This is a genomic window from Zhurongbacter thermophilus, assembly GCF_026184435.1.
Taxonomy (GTDB): Bacteria; Coprothermobacterota; Coprothermobacteria; order Coprothermobacterales; family JAADFF01; genus JAADFF01.
Window position 1 is genome coordinate 211,257 of the sequence record NZ_CP046447.1, and the last position, 18,537, is coordinate 229,793.

An 18,537-nucleotide genomic window follows, 5' to 3' on the forward strand; every position below is an offset into this window, starting at 1 on the left:
TGAAAAGAAAAGGAGTTTAGCTTATAGTTAGAACACAAACAACCCCCTCACAGCTGGTGAGGGGATTGTTTCAATATATATTTATGCTTCTACACGATCTTTTATCTGCAGTGTGGCACTTTCTGCCTTCTCTATGTCGTCTGCCATAAGACTATCAACTACCATGATGGCATCTTTTTCCAGCACAACTTTAGCGGTGATAACATCATCTGCTCTCAATTCACCTCTAACAATCAGTGTTGTTGTGCTGATGTCATCACACTTTGCCTTGCCGAATACCTCCATATGTTTTGTGCTGATATCATCACATATCAGCGTTCCTTTTACGATAAGTTTGTCCACTTTGACATCATCACACGAGGCTTTCCCTAATACTTCCATTTTTTTACCAAAGACATCATCACACTTGAGGGAGCCGAGAATGTCTATTGTGGAACTGCTGACATCATCACATGTCAGTGAGCCTTTTACCTCCAAACTCTCTGCATGAACATCACCGCACACTACATTGCCACCAATGACAACCTCTTTACCGTATATGTCATTTCTTGTGTGTAAATTGTCGTTAATGACAATATTTTCTCCTTTGCTATTTTCGGTAGGTATAGATTGACCTAGCTTAGAAAGTTTTTCAGGAAGTGTGCTTACGAGGTCCATAGCCATATTCAAGGCAGAGCCTACAACTTTACCTACCATGGCACCTATAGGGCCAGCCAGTACATCTACCTTGCCACCTACCGGTGGTCTGCTACCTAATTCCCTTGCCCCAACGATTTCTAAATTGCCCTTTATTTCTCCTCTCTTCCACTTAACAGTGCCCCCAACAACATCTACATTGCCAGAAACAGTGCCTCCAAACTCTACCTGTGATGCTACAGCATCAATATTGCCATCTACATGGCCCTCCAGTTTCAGCCTTCCCTTAACAAGATCTATATCTCCAATAACCCTTCCCTCTGGTGTTATCCATATACTTTCTCCTATTCCACTAATACTGCCATGATATTCTCCTTTGATAATGCGCCACTGACCATCGTGATGAGGTGTCTCTTTCAGTTCTTCTATGCTTTCCTCACGACTTTTTATTGCTTCTATAAGTATTTCTGCCTCCTCTGGTGTAATATCTCCTCTCTGCAGTGCCTCCAATACCTTTTTAATCTCTTCAGACATGTATTTCACCCCCTTATGATTTTTTCATTCGCCTAATGGCCTCGTCCACGCTAATCTTGCCCTCTTTAAGAAGCTTGATAGGGTCATCTTTCTCTTCTTCTGGTGTTTCTTCTTCCTCTTCTTCAAGTAATGTCAGTCCCATGGATTTCACAATCTTCTCGATTTTGCCTCTGAGGGCAAAATATCCTATGCCCGTGATACGCTCTAACTTCTTGAGATTGCCTCTTGCCCTGAGGAAGAGTATGACAAGCTCTGCATCTTCCTTAGACAGAGTTGCCAATGGTGATAGTTCAAAGGTGCCTCTAATGGTGATACCATCGCGGGGACAGTATAGCTCTGTTACCTGCATGGTACCTCCGCACACAGGACATTTTGGTATATTCATGGTTTTTTCACCTCCAACAAAATATTAGCATTTTGTAGCAAATTTTTCAAGTGTTTGGAAAAATATTTGTGGGCTGAGGCAAATTTTATGAGGTAAGACACTCTTTCAATGTCATGGCATTGAAGGGTGCATGTCCATCGGCATCATTGTTAAAGAATACAAATCCCTCTTTGTCTTTGATATCGTGACAGAGTTTCTGGAGGTACTCAGGGGGATAACTGCCCCCATATTTCCTTCCGTATCCGTGAAGCCTGATGTATACGACATCTTTTTCTATCCACTCTATGGGGGTGTGCATGTATTTACTCTTCGCTACCATGTGGTATGAAACGGGGGTAATGCCTTCTGGTAAGGTGATATCGTGCCAGAGTTTATTTCTTAGTTCTACAAACGGTGGAATGGATAGCCCTTTATGGGTGGTTGCAATGATGTGTAGATACTTCAGTGTTTCTTCTGCTGGTTTGAAGGAATGTGGAAATTGCCATAATATACCTCCAAGTGTGTTTTTCATAATTTGTAAGAATCTTGAAACATATACAGAAATTTCTTCCTCAGGTTTCATACCCATATGTGTAAATGACCGGTGAGCCTTTAAAACAAATATGAGACCTGTTTCTTTACCTACAGCCTTCCATCTTTTTAAGGTGCTTTCTCGTGGGTGTCTGTAAAATGTGGCATTGATCTCTACGGCATCAAATAGTTTTGCATAGTAAAGGAGCATATCAGAGGGTTTTATACCTTCTGGGTATATCTTTCCTATCCATGAGCGGTATGAAAAGCCCGATGTGCCAACTTTTACCATCTCAGTTCACCTCTGCATGTTATTATATCCTTTGATAAACTCTATCTTATCTTTGGGAGGGGAGAACATGGAGATTGTTGCCGAAGTTAGAAGGGGAGAGCTTATAGAAAGCTATCATTGGGGGAGTGTTGCCATAGTAGATAGTGATGGCAACCTCAGATATTTTCACGGGAAACCTCTTATGTATATACACACTCGCTCGTCAATGAAACCTTTTCAGGCACTGCTACCATTTATTACCGGTGCCATAGAGAAGTTTGATATCACCGATGAGGAGCTGGCTGTCATTACTGCCTCTCACAACGGTACAGACTATCATAAGGAACTTGTCCTTGGCATACTAGAGAAAGCTGGATTTACGGAGGATGACCTCGAGTGTGGTGTTCATATGCCTTATGACAAAGAGGCGGCAGAGCGTATGATGAGAAACGGAGAAAAACCTACCCCTGTAAGAAACAACTGCAGTGGTAAACATGCGGGCATGTTAATTTCTGCTAAGGCTATGGGGGTAGACCATAAGGGCTATCGCTTTCCCAATCACCCTGTTCAGAACAAAATTAGAGAGATTATACGCACATTTGTGGGAAATAAACCTATCTATGAGGGTATAGATGGCTGTGGTGTACCTGTGTTTGCTATTCCACTGAGAGACCTTGCCTACATGTATGCCATGCTTGCCGATCCTGAGAAGTCTCCATATCCCCAGTACCTTGCCCGTATACAGAGGGCTATGAAATCCTATCCTGTCGCCGTTGCCGGTGAGGGCAGATTTGATACCGACCTCATGAGAAAGGTACCCGGTGTTGTGGCAAAGGCAGGAGCAGAGGCAGTGTACGGTGTTGCTATACCACAGCTGAAGATGGGCCTTGCCATAAAGATACACGATGCCGGTAGACGTGCGGTGGCACCTACTGTTATGCATGCCCTTGATACTTTGGGTATTCTTACCAAAGATATGAAAGATGCCCTTAGAGATTGGGTAATGCCACCTGTGAAAAACAATCATGGTGAAACGGTGGGGCATGTGCATGCCGTTTATTCCTTGAAAGAAGTTTAATATAAACAGCCAATTTAAAGTGAAATGAATTACAATAAAGAAAAAGCACCATAGAGGTGTTGGTGTGTGATGTTATCCAATATTGATGACACAGGTGGGCGGGTAAGATTTCGTTGTATTGTATCTCCTAGGGGGTTTGTAAAAAAGCCTTATGGAATAGCGAGAAAGAGAACCCTCTATATTAAGGCTGATACGATGTATCCTGAGAGGGTTCTCTTTGCTACTTTGTATTCGTTACTTAGTGATTGGGGTAAGAGGGAAATCCAGAAGTTGTTTGATGGAAAGATGTCTGCTTTTTTTGATAGCTTCTACAAAGGCCTTCCCACAGTATCACCGTTTCCACCTGTATCTTCCTATCTTATTGTCAAGATGATACAGCTTATATCGGGTAATCGTCCCTATGCTCTGTATGTGGATATTGGAACTAGTCCGTTTTATTTTCTTGTCATGGATACCCTTCGTGAAGCCAGAAGAATAGCAAGTAAAAGCCCCATCGAGCTTTATCTTGTTAGTGCATATGATATACCCTTGTGTCGTGCAGCATATTTTGACACCAGAGCCCCTAATATGGACTATGAAAAACATGCATTTTATCTTCGTTTTTTCGTTGCTGGTCACATATGGAAGAAGTTTCTCGTGTCTGTGTACGGTCAGGAGTCTGAGGTTGCAGACTTTGGTGAATGGCTCGATGATATAGGCCTTTTGGGTAGGGAATCTATTAGAGATATCGAGATGGTAAAGTCTGTTTTGCAGAGATGGGGAAGTCATGAGATAGATATGTTGGCTCAGAACTTTTGGTATTCTGGTGTGGCTGATAGAGTAGAGATATCTGATACACTTGCATGGCTTTATAGTTTTATAGATAAGGCGAAATCTGATTTTTATAAGAAATTATCGCTTATATATAGGAGAAATCGTTCAGAGTATCAGATAGCACTGGCAAGAGGGATAGAGGTTCTTGGTGACAGAGAGCTGTCTACTGAAGGTGTCTTTGATATGGAGATCATTAAGCTTGCCAATGCAGCGGATTACTATCCCAGAGAGGTAAAGAAAAAATTTAGGGTTTATAGGATGAAAAAGCCATTTACAGTATTTCATACATACATGTGGGGTGCTCGCAATCTAAAACCTATTTCACATTTGCCTGCTGTAGCCTATGGTCTTCTTGCACAGGAAGATTCACCATATAGAAGACTGTACCTATCGACAGTACTGCTAAAGAGCCGTTATCTCCACAACATGAAGCATGACATAGGGGAACAGGTGCTTCTGAAACTGAGAAATGAGATACTTGATATAGTGCCGAAACTAAAGCATGCCCAGAAAGATATTATCTTGCATGCAGGTATATCTGCTGGCACGAGTTTTGCCTCTAAATATCCTGATGCCTCTGTTGCTATCATGAGGGATATGGTATATAAGGCTAAAGAGTGGAAAATGCCCTCTTTAGAAGCGTCGGCACTTAACAATATGGCCACTGCCATTATGCGTATGGATGTCTCGCAAGCTATGGTAAGGGGGCTTTATGAAGATGCCATCATGGTTATGCTTGCCAGCGGTGGTGGCAGTATGCTTCTGCCTATCGTACTAAATAACTATACAATTCACATGATAGGTAGTAGAAACTATGATGCGGTGAAACGGCTCAATCGTATTACAGCTATGCTCTTTCCGCAGAGAAGTTTTTTCTCCAATGTGTTATCAATATTTCTTAATCTTATCAATGGCTACGATGTCAGAGAAGAGTTGTTAAACTTAACAGATCTTCTCAAGCGAACACCAATGATTAATAAGAGGCGTTTTGCCGAGTTTTTGTTTTACCAAATGACATATGTTACCCGTAATAGGGATATTATTGAAGTGCTGGTCAACTATATGAAGAAAGGTCCGATAGTTTTGCTTTACAAAGCTATGTCGGGTGAAGATGTATCTATTGATGATATAGGGCATATTAGCGAGTTGTTTACATACAGGCTACTATTTGAAAAATATCTCTCTGCAAAAGATTGGACCAGTGCCATACTGTACGGTGAGAAGTTGGCTTCTGCCCATCTGCGGTATGGCAATATGCTATTTCATGGTACAGTCAAAGAATGGCTGGGAGATATCTATCTAAAGGTAGGGGAAGAGGAAAAGGCCTCTTTGAGTTTTTCAAGGGCCGTTTATATATATGAGACACTAGGATATTCATCTAAGACATGCAAAGTGCTTGATAAAATGGGTATCCGACATAGGAAGTGGGATAGTCCCCTAAAGGAAGCCATATTTGGAGTGCTTGAAGAATCTCTGAGAAAAGATATTAATCTTGATCTTATTACTTCGCTATCCAGTGAGGTGGATATGGAGAGTTTGTTTAGAAGTAGTCTGTGGCATCTGGCAAATTTTCTCCCGTTTTGGCAGGGCTTTGTTGCCCTGTATAATGGTGATGATATTGAGTACTTGTATAGCATGGATATTAGTGGGAAGAGAGATATACCCCTTGACGAATTTCATCAGTGTCGCTCCACAGGTAAGTTTGTTGTTTATGGCAGTTGCATGGATGCTTCCTTTCCTGTTTCTTATAACCGTATACTCAAAGTTCATATTGAGAGACCGTTTGGTGGAAAAGAGTTTACATCTGGGCAAAGACTTCTATTCGAGGAGTTTGTTTCTTCTCTTTCCAGTGTCACATCCAGTGTGCTTGTAAAAGAGCGTGGTATAGTTGATAGCCTCACAGGTGTTTATACAAGGTGGTACATTGTTCGTCGTTTGGAGGAACTTATAAATACGCGAGCCCGTACAGGTGAAGATGTTTCTGTTCTCTTTATCGATGTTGACAACTTTAAAATGGTCAACGATATTTATGGTCATCGTATAGGTGATATGGTGCTCAAGAAGATAGCCTATGCTATAAAAGATAGTGTTAGAAGTACTGATATGGTTGGAAGATATGGTGGTGATGAGTTTATTGTTATTATGCCAGCTACCGATATAGATAAATCGCTTATTGTGGCACATCGTATAATTGATACGGTGAAGAAATATCTTAGTGATATAGAAGAGGCCGTTGGTGTATCTGTTTCTATAGGAATTTCCAGTACCAGGCTGTGTAGGGAGATATCTCCACAGATATTGATAGAGTCTGCCGACAAGGCTATGTATATGTCCAAGAAAGCTGGTAAAAGTAGGGCGACAATTTATGATGGGAGTTAGGTGCTGTGGAACTTAGAGAGATGTTGCATAAACTGAAAAATCCTATGCCGGGTATTAATATCTATGAGGTTGTAATGCCTGATATTCATACCGACTATCTTGTATCTTTACTGAAATTACCATCTAATACACCGGTTATTAATCTGTCTAAGTTTAGTGGAAATATTGAAAGACGCTTGACAACAACATTGCTTTCTCTTGTCTCCGACGAGGTTATATCGCGTACAGGAAACTTGTTTTTTGGCACGCTAAAATATGTTCTTGGAAGTATGGCACCTGATGATGAGAGGGTGCCCAAAAGATCAGAGTACAAGTTTCCAATCCCACCGTTTGCTGCCTCGATTATTATGACACTTTTTCAGCAGGATGAGGAATATCCTTCCAATGTCATTATTCGCGTACCACATTCTGATCTGGCTTTTTCTATCTATAGGGTTCTTATCAATATGGTGGATTACTATGGGAATAATCTCAAACCGCTTAATGTCATACTTGTATTTGACGAGAAGAACTATATATTGCCCGGGGATCCACTTTATATTATCGATGTACCAACAATGAAGTTTTTGAAGTATGCACCTCTCAATATGTATAAGGTATCAGAAGGAAGACCGCTATTAGGTTATATATATGCTCGAGCCCGTAAGTATCCAGAGGATATGAAGAAGTTAGATACACCCGAATTTCATCTTCTGCTTCTGATGTCTGTTATGTTCGATAAGGAAATGTTCCAAAAGATGATGACGTTGGTATCTAGAGAATTGCCTATGCATGAATTATTTGAGCTAGCCCAATTTTTCGGTATATTAGATGAGCATGGTCATAGTCTTAGCTACACATTTACACATAATATGCTCGATAATATTCCCTCTGATATGTTGGATACATTTATGAGATATGCTGAAACTCTGTATGAGGAGATCGATGAGGACAAAAAAGGCCAACTTTTAGACGCTATCGGTAATGTTCTATTTTTTATAGGAGATAAGCGTTATCTCTTATATAGAGTTTTAGCTATGCGTAAGTATAAGCAAATAGGGGAATATGCACTGGCTATTCATAGGGGAATACTTCCACTGGTTGCGGGAAAAAGACGACACAAACGTATAATGATAGAGTTGGAAAGGCTAGTTAATATGCAGAGATATGTACCACCAGAGTTTGAAACATGGGAAAACAAAGTGTTTTCTGTTGGTAGTCCTGTACATATGCTTCACTCTGTGTGGATAAAGAATGCCTACTTCGAGGAGAAAGACACTATCACCACTGGTTTTCGTTCCAAATGGAGAGATATTCTCTCTCACATGCCTAAGACGAGGGCTATTTATGTTCTTGCACTGCTACTGGCAACCGATGTGTTTACTGGTAGTGTGGGTGAAGAGACGGTGGAAATAGCGAGATTTTTAGAAGATTTACTCTCCGATGTGGAACATGTGCCGTATGTGGCAAGAGACCTTTTGACATATGGTTATCTTATCTTGGCTTTGTACTATGAGTCCGAAAAATTTAGGGAAAAATCCATGGCCACCTATCAAAAGCTCGTTGCTATTGCTTCTGATAAATCTATACATGTTGTTGAGGGCATTGCCTATAACAATATAGGGGTATTGCTTGGTGCTGAAGATTTGCCTCTGCGTTCCTATGAGCGTTTTTATAGGTTGGGTATTACCTCTCTTATAAAAGCTGGAGGTGCTTCCGGGCTCATGTCCATAGCTATGCTCAATTATCTTAGTATCGTCAATGCGTACGAGGCTAAATCTATTGTAGACAACTTGTTTGATAGTTTTAGGCAGTTTATATATCCCAAAACAGCTGAGCGTAATCGCAATAACTATTATGTTCTTAAAGCTGCATATCTTGTTAAACATGGTTATATAGAAGAAGCAGCCCAGATAGAAAGGGAGCATATCAAGGGTAAAACTTTATCTGAGAACATACTAACCAGCTATGCTAACTTGCTTCTTGACCTTGCATATAAAACAGAGGATTTATCCTATCTTGATGCTATTCCCGAGGCTTATAAACATCATGGCAAGGATTGGACCGAGAACCGATTTGTGTTTATGGCTGTCAAGGCCATGCGAGGTGAGAATGATTTTCTTACTTTACTAGAGAAGGAAACGACATTTGACGAAATACAGATATCGATATTAAAGAAACTTTACTATAAAGCCACCCAGCAATATCATCTTATGCTTGCCGAGCAGAAGAAACTTATTACTTATAGTGTGCAAGTGGGGGATACTTTATCCGTGGCGGAAGAGGAGCTCGAGATGGGACTTGTTCATCTACAGCTTGCTGAGATTAGGGCTGCCTATGAGCATCTCAGAAGGGCACTAGAAATATACAAACAGATTGGTAGCTATAAGATGGCGAGCATTGTTGAAGACGCCATAAAAAAGGTGGGGGAAATGGATACTAAGTCGTTCATATTTGATGCCATGGTGATGGAAATGTTTGTCCATAATATTGTCAAAATAGCCACACTTACGGCTCCTGATAGATTGCTTTCTGATATCTTGAATATGCTTATATCCCTAACCCCCGCATATCAAGGTATTGTAGGCATTTACAGAGATGGGCAGTGGCAAGAGTATGCTGCCCGTGATATTACCGGTAATATTGACATTACTCCCGATACATTCCATATTAACTGGAATGTTGTTCCGGAACATGCCTATATATCCCAAGACCATAGTAGCATTACTATCATAAGTGACTATAAGGACAGGAAGATTGTTATTCATCTTGAAGACCCCATGTATGGTGGTGAATTTGAAGAGAAGGATAAGGTGATATTGGAGCATGTAGTATCTTTGATGCCATCTCTAATAGAAGATATGGAGCTTAAACGCAGAAGTCTATTTGACAGTCTTACAGGATTGTATGCACGATGGTATCTTATGCGCAGACTTGAAGAGATTGTTTCCGAGGCCAGTCGTGATGAAGATAATGTTTCTGTTCTGTTTATAGATGTAGATAATTTCAAGAAAGTTAATGATACCTATGGACATGATATGGGTGATGTCATATTAAAGGAGATTGCCAGGAAGATCAAGGAAACTGTAAGGAATACAGATATTGTTGGTAGATATGGTGGAGATGAAATTGTCGTTGTTATGAGGCATGCCGGTGCGGAAGAGGCTGTTAAAGTTAGTGAACGTATTAGAAGGGGAATTATGACCATTAGAGAGAAGTATCCAGAGGCTTCAATGATATCTCTTTCTATAGGTATTGCCTCATCTGAGATATTTGGCTATGACCATGAAAAGCTTTTAAAGGCAGCTGATCAAGCTATGTACAAGGCCAAAGCATTGGGTAAGAACCGAATATATATTGCCCATACTTAATCATCTTTTTTATCTTCCATGATGTGTCTTGCCGTGTTGATTCGATATACATCTTTAGACACTTTGACAATCTGAGATGGATATATACTCCGTGGTCCAACAATTTCAAATGCTATAAATACGGCTATAGCAGCTGGTAGTATCATTCCAGAACCAAACAATTCGCTGACCATTACCATTGTCGCCAGTGGTGCGTTGGCTGCAGCCCCGGCAACAGCAGCAAAGCCCAGAGCCGCTCCAAATGAAACAAACTGAGAGCCCAGTAGCCTTGCAATGATATTGCCACTAGTGGCCCCTACGAAAAACAGGGGGGTCATAAGACCACCAGAACCACCTACAGATAGTGTGAGTGAGGTTAGAACCAGCTTGCCTAAAGGATCTATATACGGTATATTCTGTCCTTGAAGTGCTGCTGCTATGGTATCTGTACCCAGTCCATGCCATCTTTGATGTCCTATGAGAAAACCCAGCAAGGCTATAACGGCACCTCCGACAAATGCTTTGATATATGGTGAGACATGCCAGCGTGCTAGTATCTCTTCTGTGAAGTCTTTGAAGTCTATAAATAAACGGGCGAGCATTCCAAAGAGTACTCCACCAACGACAATGAGGAGCATAACATTAGGTCCCATAGCTGGCACACTGATATGGGGAAAATGGATATATGTCAGGTTGTAAAGAGATTTGGCCACATAAAGGGCACTATATCCTGCTATAAGACTGGGATATAGCATGTTGTATGGAAAGTAGTTCATATATACAACCTCAAGGGCAAAGAGCCCTCCAGCTACTGGGGTGCCGAAGACTGTGGCAAAGGCTCCACTAATACCCAGAATGATAAACCATTTTTCATCTTCATCAGTGATGGTTATGTGAAAGGGTTTCAGGAGCCATCGTGTGATTTTTCCCAGTAGTGCAGAAAAAGATGCTCCTATATGCCCGGCAGGCCCTGCCTTACCAGCTGAACCGCCAAATCCTATTGTCAGCACGGTGGCTATAAAAATGATGATAAATCCTATGGGATTTATTGTGGTATCTCGTGAATGTATAAGTTTAATAACCTGTTCAATACTGGCACCACGGGCCGATGGGAAGAATTTTCTTGACAGAAATAGTGACAGTGTAAGAGCAAAAGGCAGGAGCAGTAATCTTTCAGGTTTACCAGACATCATATCTATAGTCTTGTAGAGTATAAGCAAAAAAGCACCAACCACAGTTCCGGTGCTCATACCCACTATGATGCTCAATATTCCCCACTTGATCAGCCAGCCACTGAGGTATCTTAGCTGATGTAAATATATTTTTAGTCTTCTCACCGCTTTAGCACAGTTTTGTATACCTCTATATACTTTTCAGCCGACCTATCCCAAGAAAAGTCTTGCTCCATGGCTACCTTCATGTTGTAAGCATAATCGCCGCTTGTATAGTGTTTATATGCCCTTAGCATAGCCTTGACCAGAGGAAGTGGTTTGGGTCCCTCAAATAGAAATCCTGTTCCTTCGGCATTTTCTGTGATATCTATGATGGAATCCTGAAGCCCTCCTGTGCGAGTGGCTATAGGCAGTGCACCGTATCTCATAGCTATCATAGCCGCAAGTCCTCCTGGTTCAAATCGTGAAGGCATCATAAAGTGTGTGGCAGCAGCATATATCTTGTGTGCCTTTTCTTCAGAGTATTCATTGAGAAAAACCACATCACCTGGGAGCCTTGCAACAGCTTTTCTTACCTCTTTTTCTATATCCTCTTCACCTGTACCCAATATGATGATTTGGAAGCCAAGTTCTACGGCAATGTCGGCTGTTTCGAGGAATATATCAATGCCCTTTTGATGGGTAAGCCTTGAAACAATGCCCATTAGAGGAGCATCTTCTTTATCGGTTAAACCAAATTCACGGCGAAGTGAGCGTCTGTTTACTGCCTTACTCTCCAGTGCGTCCTCTATATCGTATGGGGCTGGAATATATGGATCTGTTAAGGGGTTCCAATATGTCGTGTCTATACCATTGAGTATACCAATAAATGTGCCCTCTTCATATCTCTTTTTGAGACATTCATGTAGCGGTGCTCCAAACTCTGGTGTTGTTAGCTCCTTCGCGTGGCTGGGAGAAACGGTGGTGACGAAGTCGGCAAGCACAATACCGCCTTTCAATATGTTGGCATCGGTTCCAATTCTCAGAGCATTCCATAGATGCTCTGGAAGGAAAAATATTAGGCGAACAGGACTGGCCTGTCCCTGGAATGCTATGTTGTGTATTGTCAGTACTGTTTTTATATTGAGATTCATATATCTTAGTGCTACAGTGGTAAAAGCTGTATGCCAGTCGTTCATGTGCACGATATCGGCATCTATATGTTTAGCGAGTGATGCTACTCCAACGCTGAATATCTGAAACAGCTCAAATTCGTCAGGTTCTTTATATATTTCATATCTACCTTCATATGAATTATGTCCAAGAAAGTGGTATATTACTCCATCCCTTTCAGTCCATATGTGGGAAAAATCTCCAACAGGAGAATGTATTATTTCGCTACCTAAGATTTTTTCAGGTATCTTTGTGGCACCAGTCTTGGGAATAACAACATGTGAATCCACTTGTTGGGCTCTTAATGCGTAAGGAAGACTACCCAGTACATCACCCAGTCCCCCTACTTTGTAAAATGGAAACGCCTCTGCTCCTGCTATTAATATCTTCAACTTTATCACCCTCTTTCATTGTATACCAGTCTAGCTATGTTATTATTACAGGGAGAGAATATATTGGTAAGCACTAATGTTAAAAACCACAGTTGTGTTAAAAGGGAGGGTTGAGGGTGTCTGCCGAAGAATCTAGAGAAGTTACTATAGGGCCTATATCTATAAAAGTGACTATGGATGGTACTTATCTCAAGATTAATCAGACAATAAATGATGCTCTACTAATAGCCATAATGAAAAAAGAGGGTTTGCCTCCGCTTGAGCCTAAGGTATCGGCCACATTGCGGAAACATCTTGGGGAATGGATAAAGATAACAGACAGGCGCCTTCATAGAGATGGCTTTATAGAAGTTGTAGAGAGCCCCGACCTCCTGAAAGCCCGTCTTGTGTATCATCCGGCCATAGGTGGTGGCAAAGATCTGACCCCTGATGAAGTGATAAGTATGCTTATTGAAAAAGAGGGTATCATTCCAGAGTTTATTAATCCCAATGCTGTGAAAAATGCCCTTTCCAAGCCGGGTAATGCAACCCTTGTAGCTGAGGGTATACCTCCTAAACCTGGTAAAGATGCCAAGATTGTCATTGTTCCAGCCCAAAAGACCGAGGAAGCTCCAGAAGATGAGCCTCAGCGTCTTGATTGGCATGAGGCATCTTCCTCTGTTATTACCGTGAAGGCTGGAGAGCCTGTTGTGGAGAAGATTCCTCCTACAGAAGGAGAACCGGGTACAGGAGTTAAAGGAGAGACAATACCTCCTGTGCCCGGAAAGGATATAGATTTGGCAGCGGTTAAAGGGAAAGGCCTTGAGCTTGAAGAGAATATCCGCCTTATTGCTACGCGTACGGGAATATTGAGGCAAGAAGAGGGGAAGTTTCATGTTGATGAAATATTTATTGTCGAAGGAGATTTGGACTTTGAAGTTGGAAATATTAAAGATGTCAAGCATATAGAGATTAGAGGCAATGTGCTTCCCGGTTTTTATATACGGGTTGAGGGTATGGTTATAGTTGGTGGTAGTGTGGAAAACGCTACCATAGAGGCTGGTGAAGATGTTTATGTTAGAGGTATCGTAGTTGGAGAGAAGGGAGGTTATATAAAGGCTGGAGGGTTTGTTTATGCCAAGGAGTTTCTCTCTGCTACTGTGGAGGCTGGTGGCGATGTGTATACAGATAGTGGTTTTAGGCACAGTAATATATTCTCTGGAGGCTATATTATAGCCACCAATCCCAAAAGCCGAACATCGGGTGGTATCTTAAAAGCCAGAAAAAGCGTGTACCTTGGTATTGTTGGTAATATTCATGGTACCAAGACAGAAGTGCATGCTGGCTATGTGTCTGATTTGAGAGAACAAGTAGCCTCGATAGATGAAGAGATAAAGGCATTAATGGAAAAGAAAGAAAGTCTAAAAGCTGCTATTCCCCTTCTAAAAGATAATCAGGCAAGGCAGAAAACGCAGAAGGCTTTGGAGAGTTTAGATGTTATGATAAAAGAGAAAGAAGAAGCAAAGAAAAAGATAGATAAAATAATAAAGGAAGCTGTTTATCAAGAGATATTTGTGGCTGGTAAGGCATATGTAGGTACACAATTTGTTTTAGCAGATACTTATATATACAATGTCAAGGAAGACTTAGAGCATGTAGTTGTTAAAATAAATGAGGAGGGTGAATTTGCACCTGTGCCTTGGAGGGAGCCAAAGTTTAAAACAAAGCCTCCACAGGCACGAATGCCAAGAGGATAATGAAAAGAATACACCTAGAGAACTTTGAAATCTTTGAAACGGAAGATGGCATATACGCCGTGTCGTACAAATCTGTACCGCGCATTGTTGTTAGTGGTATCTTATCTCGGATCGGATTTTATCCTCCTAAAGAGGTTCTTCAGGCTATTGCCCTTGGCAATGGTAAACCTGTAAAAATCAGCGACCCTGTAGATAGAGATGCAGATATAGAGGTATCTATTACGGAAGATAATCTTAGGGCATATATCCAGTATATTCCAGCCTTTGGCAAAGGGAAAGACCTCGAGGTTACCGATATACTTCAGAAACTCGTTGAGGAGTATAAGATAGATCCTCAATTTATCAGGGTTGATGCCGTGAAAGAGGCAATAGAAAACCCACTTGATATTATTATTGTTGCCGAAGGTGTCCCACCAGAAGAGGGGAAAAATGCCTCTATTGTTATATTGCCCCTTGATGAGGTAGAAATTGACCCTTATGAAGAGATAGACTGGCACGCTTATAAAAAGCACTTTATCACTGTCAGAGAAGGTGAGATTATAGGGCGCAAAAATCCTCCATCACTTGGTCGTGATGGTGTAGATATCTTTGGCCGTATCATACCAGCCAAGCCGGGTAGGGATATTGACCTGAAAACCTTTGCAGGTGATGGCACAGAGGCCAGCGGTGATGTTATTATCTCCAAGACCACAGGCATATTGGTGCTTGGTGGTGTCTTGTCTGTTGAAGAGATTCTCATTATCGATGGAGATGTTGATTTCAGTGTTGGTAATATTACCGGGGTTAAACATCTATGGATAAAGGGTGATGTCAAGCCGGGTTTTGTTATAAAGGTTAAAGGCAAGGTACTTGTAGAGGGTAGTGTGGAAAATGCCTCTGTCCATGCTGGAGAAGGGGTTTTCATCAGAGGTATTGTCACAGGTGACAAAGCCGGTGTTATAAGGTCTGGTGGATTTGTATATATCAAAGAAGGTCATATTGCCCGTATTGAGGCGGAGGACAATGTGTATATAGAGACTGGACTATACGGTAGCAAAGTTGAGGCGCTGGGTGATGTTGTGTTTGTACATCCCCGGGCAAGGCTCCGTGGCGGGGAAATTAAGGCCTCTGGTAGTATTTATGTGCCTATAGTTGTGTCGGCAAGAAAACTGTCTACAAAGCTATATGCCGGTTATACAGATACCATAAGAAAGCGTATACTCGATGTACAAAAAGAGCTGACAGAACTAATATCAAAAAAGGAACATTTAGAAAAACTTATGATGAGGGTGAAAAACGCTACTGTAAGAGAAAAGATACGCACCGAGCTTTCTCAGATACATGCGGCTATTCCACTTGTTGAAAAAGATATAGCCGAGTTGTCTACTTTTCTTCGTAAAACGACAGATCAACATATCTATATTGCCGTATCTGCCAGTGAGGGAGCGTATTTTAGGGTAGCCGATTCAGAACCCTATGTTGTTAGAGGAACCCCTTTGGGTAGGTGTAGACTGGGTTATAAAGATGGTGAGACGGTCCTTTTACCCTGGAATGATCCTGCTATAGATATTAATCCCCCTGTTATAAAGAGTATTAAACAGTAAACGAATAGCATTTGCTTGTAGCCTACTATCATGGGCTAGTGGAGTAGCTTGTTTCCCTTTGCTGGAGATATTATCGGTGTATCTTGTATCAAACCAAACAGGCTAATATCTGGGCGTTGAGATAGCTTTGTGCTTCGTTTATTTATCTATGGGAATATCTTTTAGTGCTATACCACCATCAGGTGTAATGGTGATTTCTGCCCACATATGTCCAGGAGGTGGTTGTGGTGTTACATCCATTGGACCATTTGGGGTAAAACTAATAACCTTGAGATGAGCTTTCCTCTTTTCTGGGATTTCGATAACCCCAATAGGCTTGCCGCTCATATCTGTGGCCACAACAGCATCAACAATATCTATTTGGTCCTCACTGAGTTCTATACCTGCTATTTCTGCCTTGCCTATCTCTTCTCCCTTTTCATTGTAGAAAGGTATAACGGTGACTCCTTCATCTGTCCAAACCTCTATAGTCTCTGCTGCAGGTGGCAGGGCAATAAGTGGTGGCTGTCCACCGGGTGGAGGTGGTAATTTTATGGCTTTGGCTAACAGTAACCGAATGGCACCTTGAGGAGCTTCTCTGCGTACCGTATTGCCATGTCCCATATCTATGTCTACAACAAGTTTTTTATCTCTAAGAAATGGTGGGACGGGAATATCCCCCATGACACCGCCTAACCCTTTGCCTTCTTTGTATAGTTTTATCCAGCGTTTGCCTGGTGGTAGTGGAGGGGTAATATCTACCCATCTGCCATTTTCATCTACACCTGCCTTTATGAAGTATGCACTATCTTTTGGGGGAACATATATGCCTCGTAGATTACCTTCGAGGTCTTTAAATACAATAACTTCTCGTATACCCTGTATGTCAGAAGCCTCGTATATTTCTGCCATTTCTGTGCCATGTGGTGCTGGTTCCATAATCTTCTTGCCTCTATGGTGCACCTCAACAATGAATTCCACACATATCACCTCTATGTAATGATAGCACTTTTTGTATGGAAGATGAGGAGCTACCGTTTATAGAGTATGTTAGAGAGATTGTTTGTAACTTTGTAGAGGTTCTGTTCCTGCTGTAACTGTTGAGGTGAAAGTTGCTGGGAGTGGTGCTAAGTTTCGTCTTGATATATTGAAAAAAGTTGTTTTCTGTGTGGTGCTGACAATACTATATAAAAAGGAGGGGGCAGCCTTGCTGCCCCCTTATCTGAATGTATGTTTTTTATCCTCTAAAGAGCTGGAGTACGCTCTGTGGTGCTGTATTGGCTTGAGCCAACATTGCTGTAGCTGTTTGCTGTAGGATCTGGTCCCTTGTTGCATATACCTGCTCTTTGGCCATGTCGGCGTTGTAAATGGTGTTCCAAGAAGCCTCAACATTAACCTGTGCTACCATTACAGTTTCTTCTTTGGCTTGCAACCTTGCCATAAGGGCTCCGATGCCTGCTGTCCATTCAGATACCTTTCTTATGGTTGCATCTACACGCTGCAACAGTTCGTTGGCAGAGGCATTAACATTCTGAGAGTCAGAGAGCGAACCTGCTGTAATACCTGCCGTTGTCTTGACTCCCAGTGATGCATATACCTCTTCTACGGTGAACTGAGCTGAAGCAGTTTGGAGACCATCTTTAGAACTATATACCTGAGCGGCTACAGCTTGTGTGGTATCGTTGGCTTTGGTAAGCATTATACCGATCTTATCGGCGGAACTCTGCCAATTGGACCAGTTATCCTCGGTGTTGGCTATTGTACCGTTATTGGTAATAAACTTGAATGTCCTTTCCCATGTAGTTGTTTCGAAGGAATCAGCACCTGTTTGAAAGTAGAATGTTGTAGAGGCAGTTTGAGACGTTGTTGGAGGAGCTGTATCATCAAGAATACCCATATCGTTCCATCTTGTCTCATGAGCTATACGGTATATCTCGTGCATATATTCTTTAACCTGCTGTGCTATAGCCAATCTCTCTTCCGTTCCCATTGTGTCGTTTGCAGCTTGTTCAATTTTATCTCTAATGTCGAGGAGTAAATCTTTAATCTTTGTCAGTCCACCTTCAGCGACTGCAAGCATGTTCTTTGCATCGGCGATGTTGTCAAGAGCTACACCGAGTCCACGACTACGTGCTTTTAGCTTTACAGCAATTCTAAAACCTGCAGGGTCATCTGCAGCCTTTGTGATTCTCACGCCTGTTGCCAGGCGAAGTTGCCTAAGGGCCAAATCATTGTTTACCAGCTTTAAGCTGTTCAGGGCATTCATTGCCCCGATGTTTGAGTTGATTCTTGTCAGGTCTGCCAGTGCCATTGCTGCCCACCTCCATGTGTTTTTTTGTTTGAGGTCATCGCCGCCTTCCTTGGCGGTTCCACAACCTATATCGGGTAGATGTTTGGCAATTTTATAGTGGAGATAATTAATGTTGTTGCAAGCTTTTATGGGATACGGTTTTTTGAGAAAATTTGTCTTGGAGACACTAAAAAACTGTCATATATTTCCGATACTTATACAAGCCTTCTTTAGAAATGAGAAAATCCTCTTTCCATACTGCGTTTTGGTAGGACTAACATATCAGTATCGGAAGATA

12 protein-coding genes are annotated in these 18,537 nt (G+C 41.7%); 5 read left to right on the top strand and 7 right to left on the bottom strand.

The window, feature by feature from the left end; genetic code table 11:
* Positions 1-81: 81 nt before the first annotated feature.
* From GM182_RS00875 to GM182_RS00885, 3 genes are all read right to left on the bottom strand, one after another.
* Positions 82-1,170, bottom strand: coding sequence for an SHOCT-like domain-containing protein (locus GM182_RS00875; RefSeq protein WP_449186716.1), 1,089 nt, complete (start codon positions 1,168-1,170; stop codon positions 82-84).
* A gap of 13 nt (positions 1,171-1,183) precedes the next feature.
* On the bottom strand, positions 1,184-1,555 hold the full coding sequence (locus tag GM182_RS00880) for a DUF2089 domain-containing protein (protein WP_449186717.1): 372 nt from the start codon (positions 1,553-1,555) through the stop codon (positions 1,184-1,186).
* A gap of 85 nt (positions 1,556-1,640) precedes the next feature.
* A complete protein-coding gene (locus GM182_RS00885) occupies positions 1,641-2,357 on the bottom strand; it encodes a DUF72 domain-containing protein (RefSeq protein ID WP_449186718.1) in 717 nt (238 codons plus the stop codon).
* A 67-nt stretch (positions 2,358-2,424) separates the two neighbouring features.
* Between GM182_RS00885 and GM182_RS00890 the strand changes: the two genes are divergently transcribed.
* The 3 genes from GM182_RS00890 (at position 2,425) to GM182_RS00900 (ending at position 9,956) form a co-directional block, all read left to right on the top strand.
* On the top strand, positions 2,425-3,414 hold the full coding sequence (locus GM182_RS00890) for an asparaginase (protein WP_449186719.1): 990 nt from the start codon (positions 2,425-2,427) through the stop codon (positions 3,412-3,414).
* Positions 3,415-3,483: 69 nt separating this feature from the next.
* Positions 3,484-6,606: a GGDEF domain-containing protein gene (locus GM182_RS00895; protein ID WP_449187263.1), complete on the top strand. Its 3,123-nt coding sequence runs from the start codon at positions 3,484-3,486 to the stop codon at positions 6,604-6,606.
* Between the two features lie 5 nt (positions 6,607-6,611).
* Positions 6,612-9,956 carry a GGDEF domain-containing protein gene (locus GM182_RS00900; RefSeq protein WP_449186720.1) on the top strand — a complete coding sequence of 1,115 codons (3,345 nt, stop codon included), beginning with the start codon at positions 6,612-6,614 and terminating at the stop codon, positions 9,954-9,956.
* Here GM182_RS00900 and GM182_RS00905 read toward each other — a convergent pair.
* Both GM182_RS00905 and GM182_RS00910 read right to left on the bottom strand, forming a co-directional pair.
* On the bottom strand, positions 9,953-11,272 hold the full coding sequence (locus GM182_RS00905; protein WP_449186721.1) for a chloride channel protein: 1,320 nt from the start codon (positions 11,270-11,272) through the stop codon (positions 9,953-9,955). The genes GM182_RS00900 and GM182_RS00905 overlap by 4 nt on opposite strands.
* On the bottom strand, positions 11,269-12,651 hold the full coding sequence (locus GM182_RS00910; protein WP_449186722.1) for a glycogen synthase: 1,383 nt from the start codon (positions 12,649-12,651) through the stop codon (positions 11,269-11,271). Before GM182_RS00910 ends, GM182_RS00905 begins: the two co-directional genes overlap by 4 nt.
* Positions 12,652-12,767: 116 nt before the next feature.
* Between GM182_RS00910 and GM182_RS00915 the strand changes: the two genes are divergently transcribed.
* Both GM182_RS00915 and GM182_RS00920 read left to right on the top strand, forming a co-directional pair.
* Positions 12,768-14,387: a flagellar assembly protein A gene (locus GM182_RS00915; RefSeq protein WP_449186723.1), complete on the top strand. Its 1,620-nt coding sequence runs from the start codon at positions 12,768-12,770 to the stop codon at positions 14,385-14,387.
* Positions 14,387-15,970 (top strand): flagellar assembly protein A, encoded by a 1,584-nt coding sequence (locus tag GM182_RS00920; protein WP_449186724.1) that lies wholly within the window; start codon positions 14,387-14,389, stop codon positions 15,968-15,970. Before GM182_RS00915 ends, GM182_RS00920 begins: the two co-directional genes overlap by 1 nt.
* Before the next feature lie 138 nt (positions 15,971-16,108).
* Here the strand turns inward: GM182_RS00920 and GM182_RS00925 are convergent, their stop codons facing one another.
* Positions 16,109-16,930, bottom strand: coding sequence for a hypothetical protein (locus GM182_RS00925; protein WP_449186725.1), 822 nt, complete (start codon positions 16,928-16,930; stop codon positions 16,109-16,111).
* 256 nt (positions 16,931-17,186) lie between these two features.
* Positions 17,187-18,260, bottom strand: coding sequence for a flagellin N-terminal helical domain-containing protein (locus tag GM182_RS00930; RefSeq protein ID WP_449186726.1), 1,074 nt, complete (start codon positions 18,258-18,260; stop codon positions 17,187-17,189).
* Between the last annotated feature and the right edge of the window lie 277 nt (positions 18,261-18,537).

What these genes read in the sequence shown, in the direction of transcription:
- GM182_RS00890 (WP_449186719.1), top strand. Translation starts at nt 2,425, where the DNA reads ATGGAGATTGTTGCCGAAGTTAGAAGGGGAGAGCTTATAGAAAGCTAT.
- GM182_RS00885 (WP_449186718.1), bottom strand. Translation starts at nt 2,357, where the DNA reads ATGGTAAAAGTTGGCACATCGGGCTTTTCATACCGCTCATGGATAGGA.
- GM182_RS00930 (WP_449186726.1), bottom strand. Translation starts at nt 18,260, where the DNA reads ATGGCACTGGCAGACCTGACAAGAATCAACTCAAACATCGGGGCAATG.
- GM182_RS00875 (WP_449186716.1), bottom strand. Translation starts at nt 1,170, where the DNA reads ATGTCTGAAGAGATTAAAAAGGTATTGGAGGCACTGCAGAGAGGAGAT.
- GM182_RS00895 (WP_449187263.1), top strand. Translation starts at nt 3,484, where the DNA reads ATGTTATCCAATATTGATGACACAGGTGGGCGGGTAAGATTTCGTTGT.
- GM182_RS00920 (WP_449186724.1), top strand. Translation starts at nt 14,387, where the DNA reads ATGAAAAGAATACACCTAGAGAACTTTGAAATCTTTGAAACGGAAGAT.
- GM182_RS00880 (WP_449186717.1), bottom strand. Translation starts at nt 1,555, where the DNA reads ATGAATATACCAAAATGTCCTGTGTGCGGAGGTACCATGCAGGTAACA.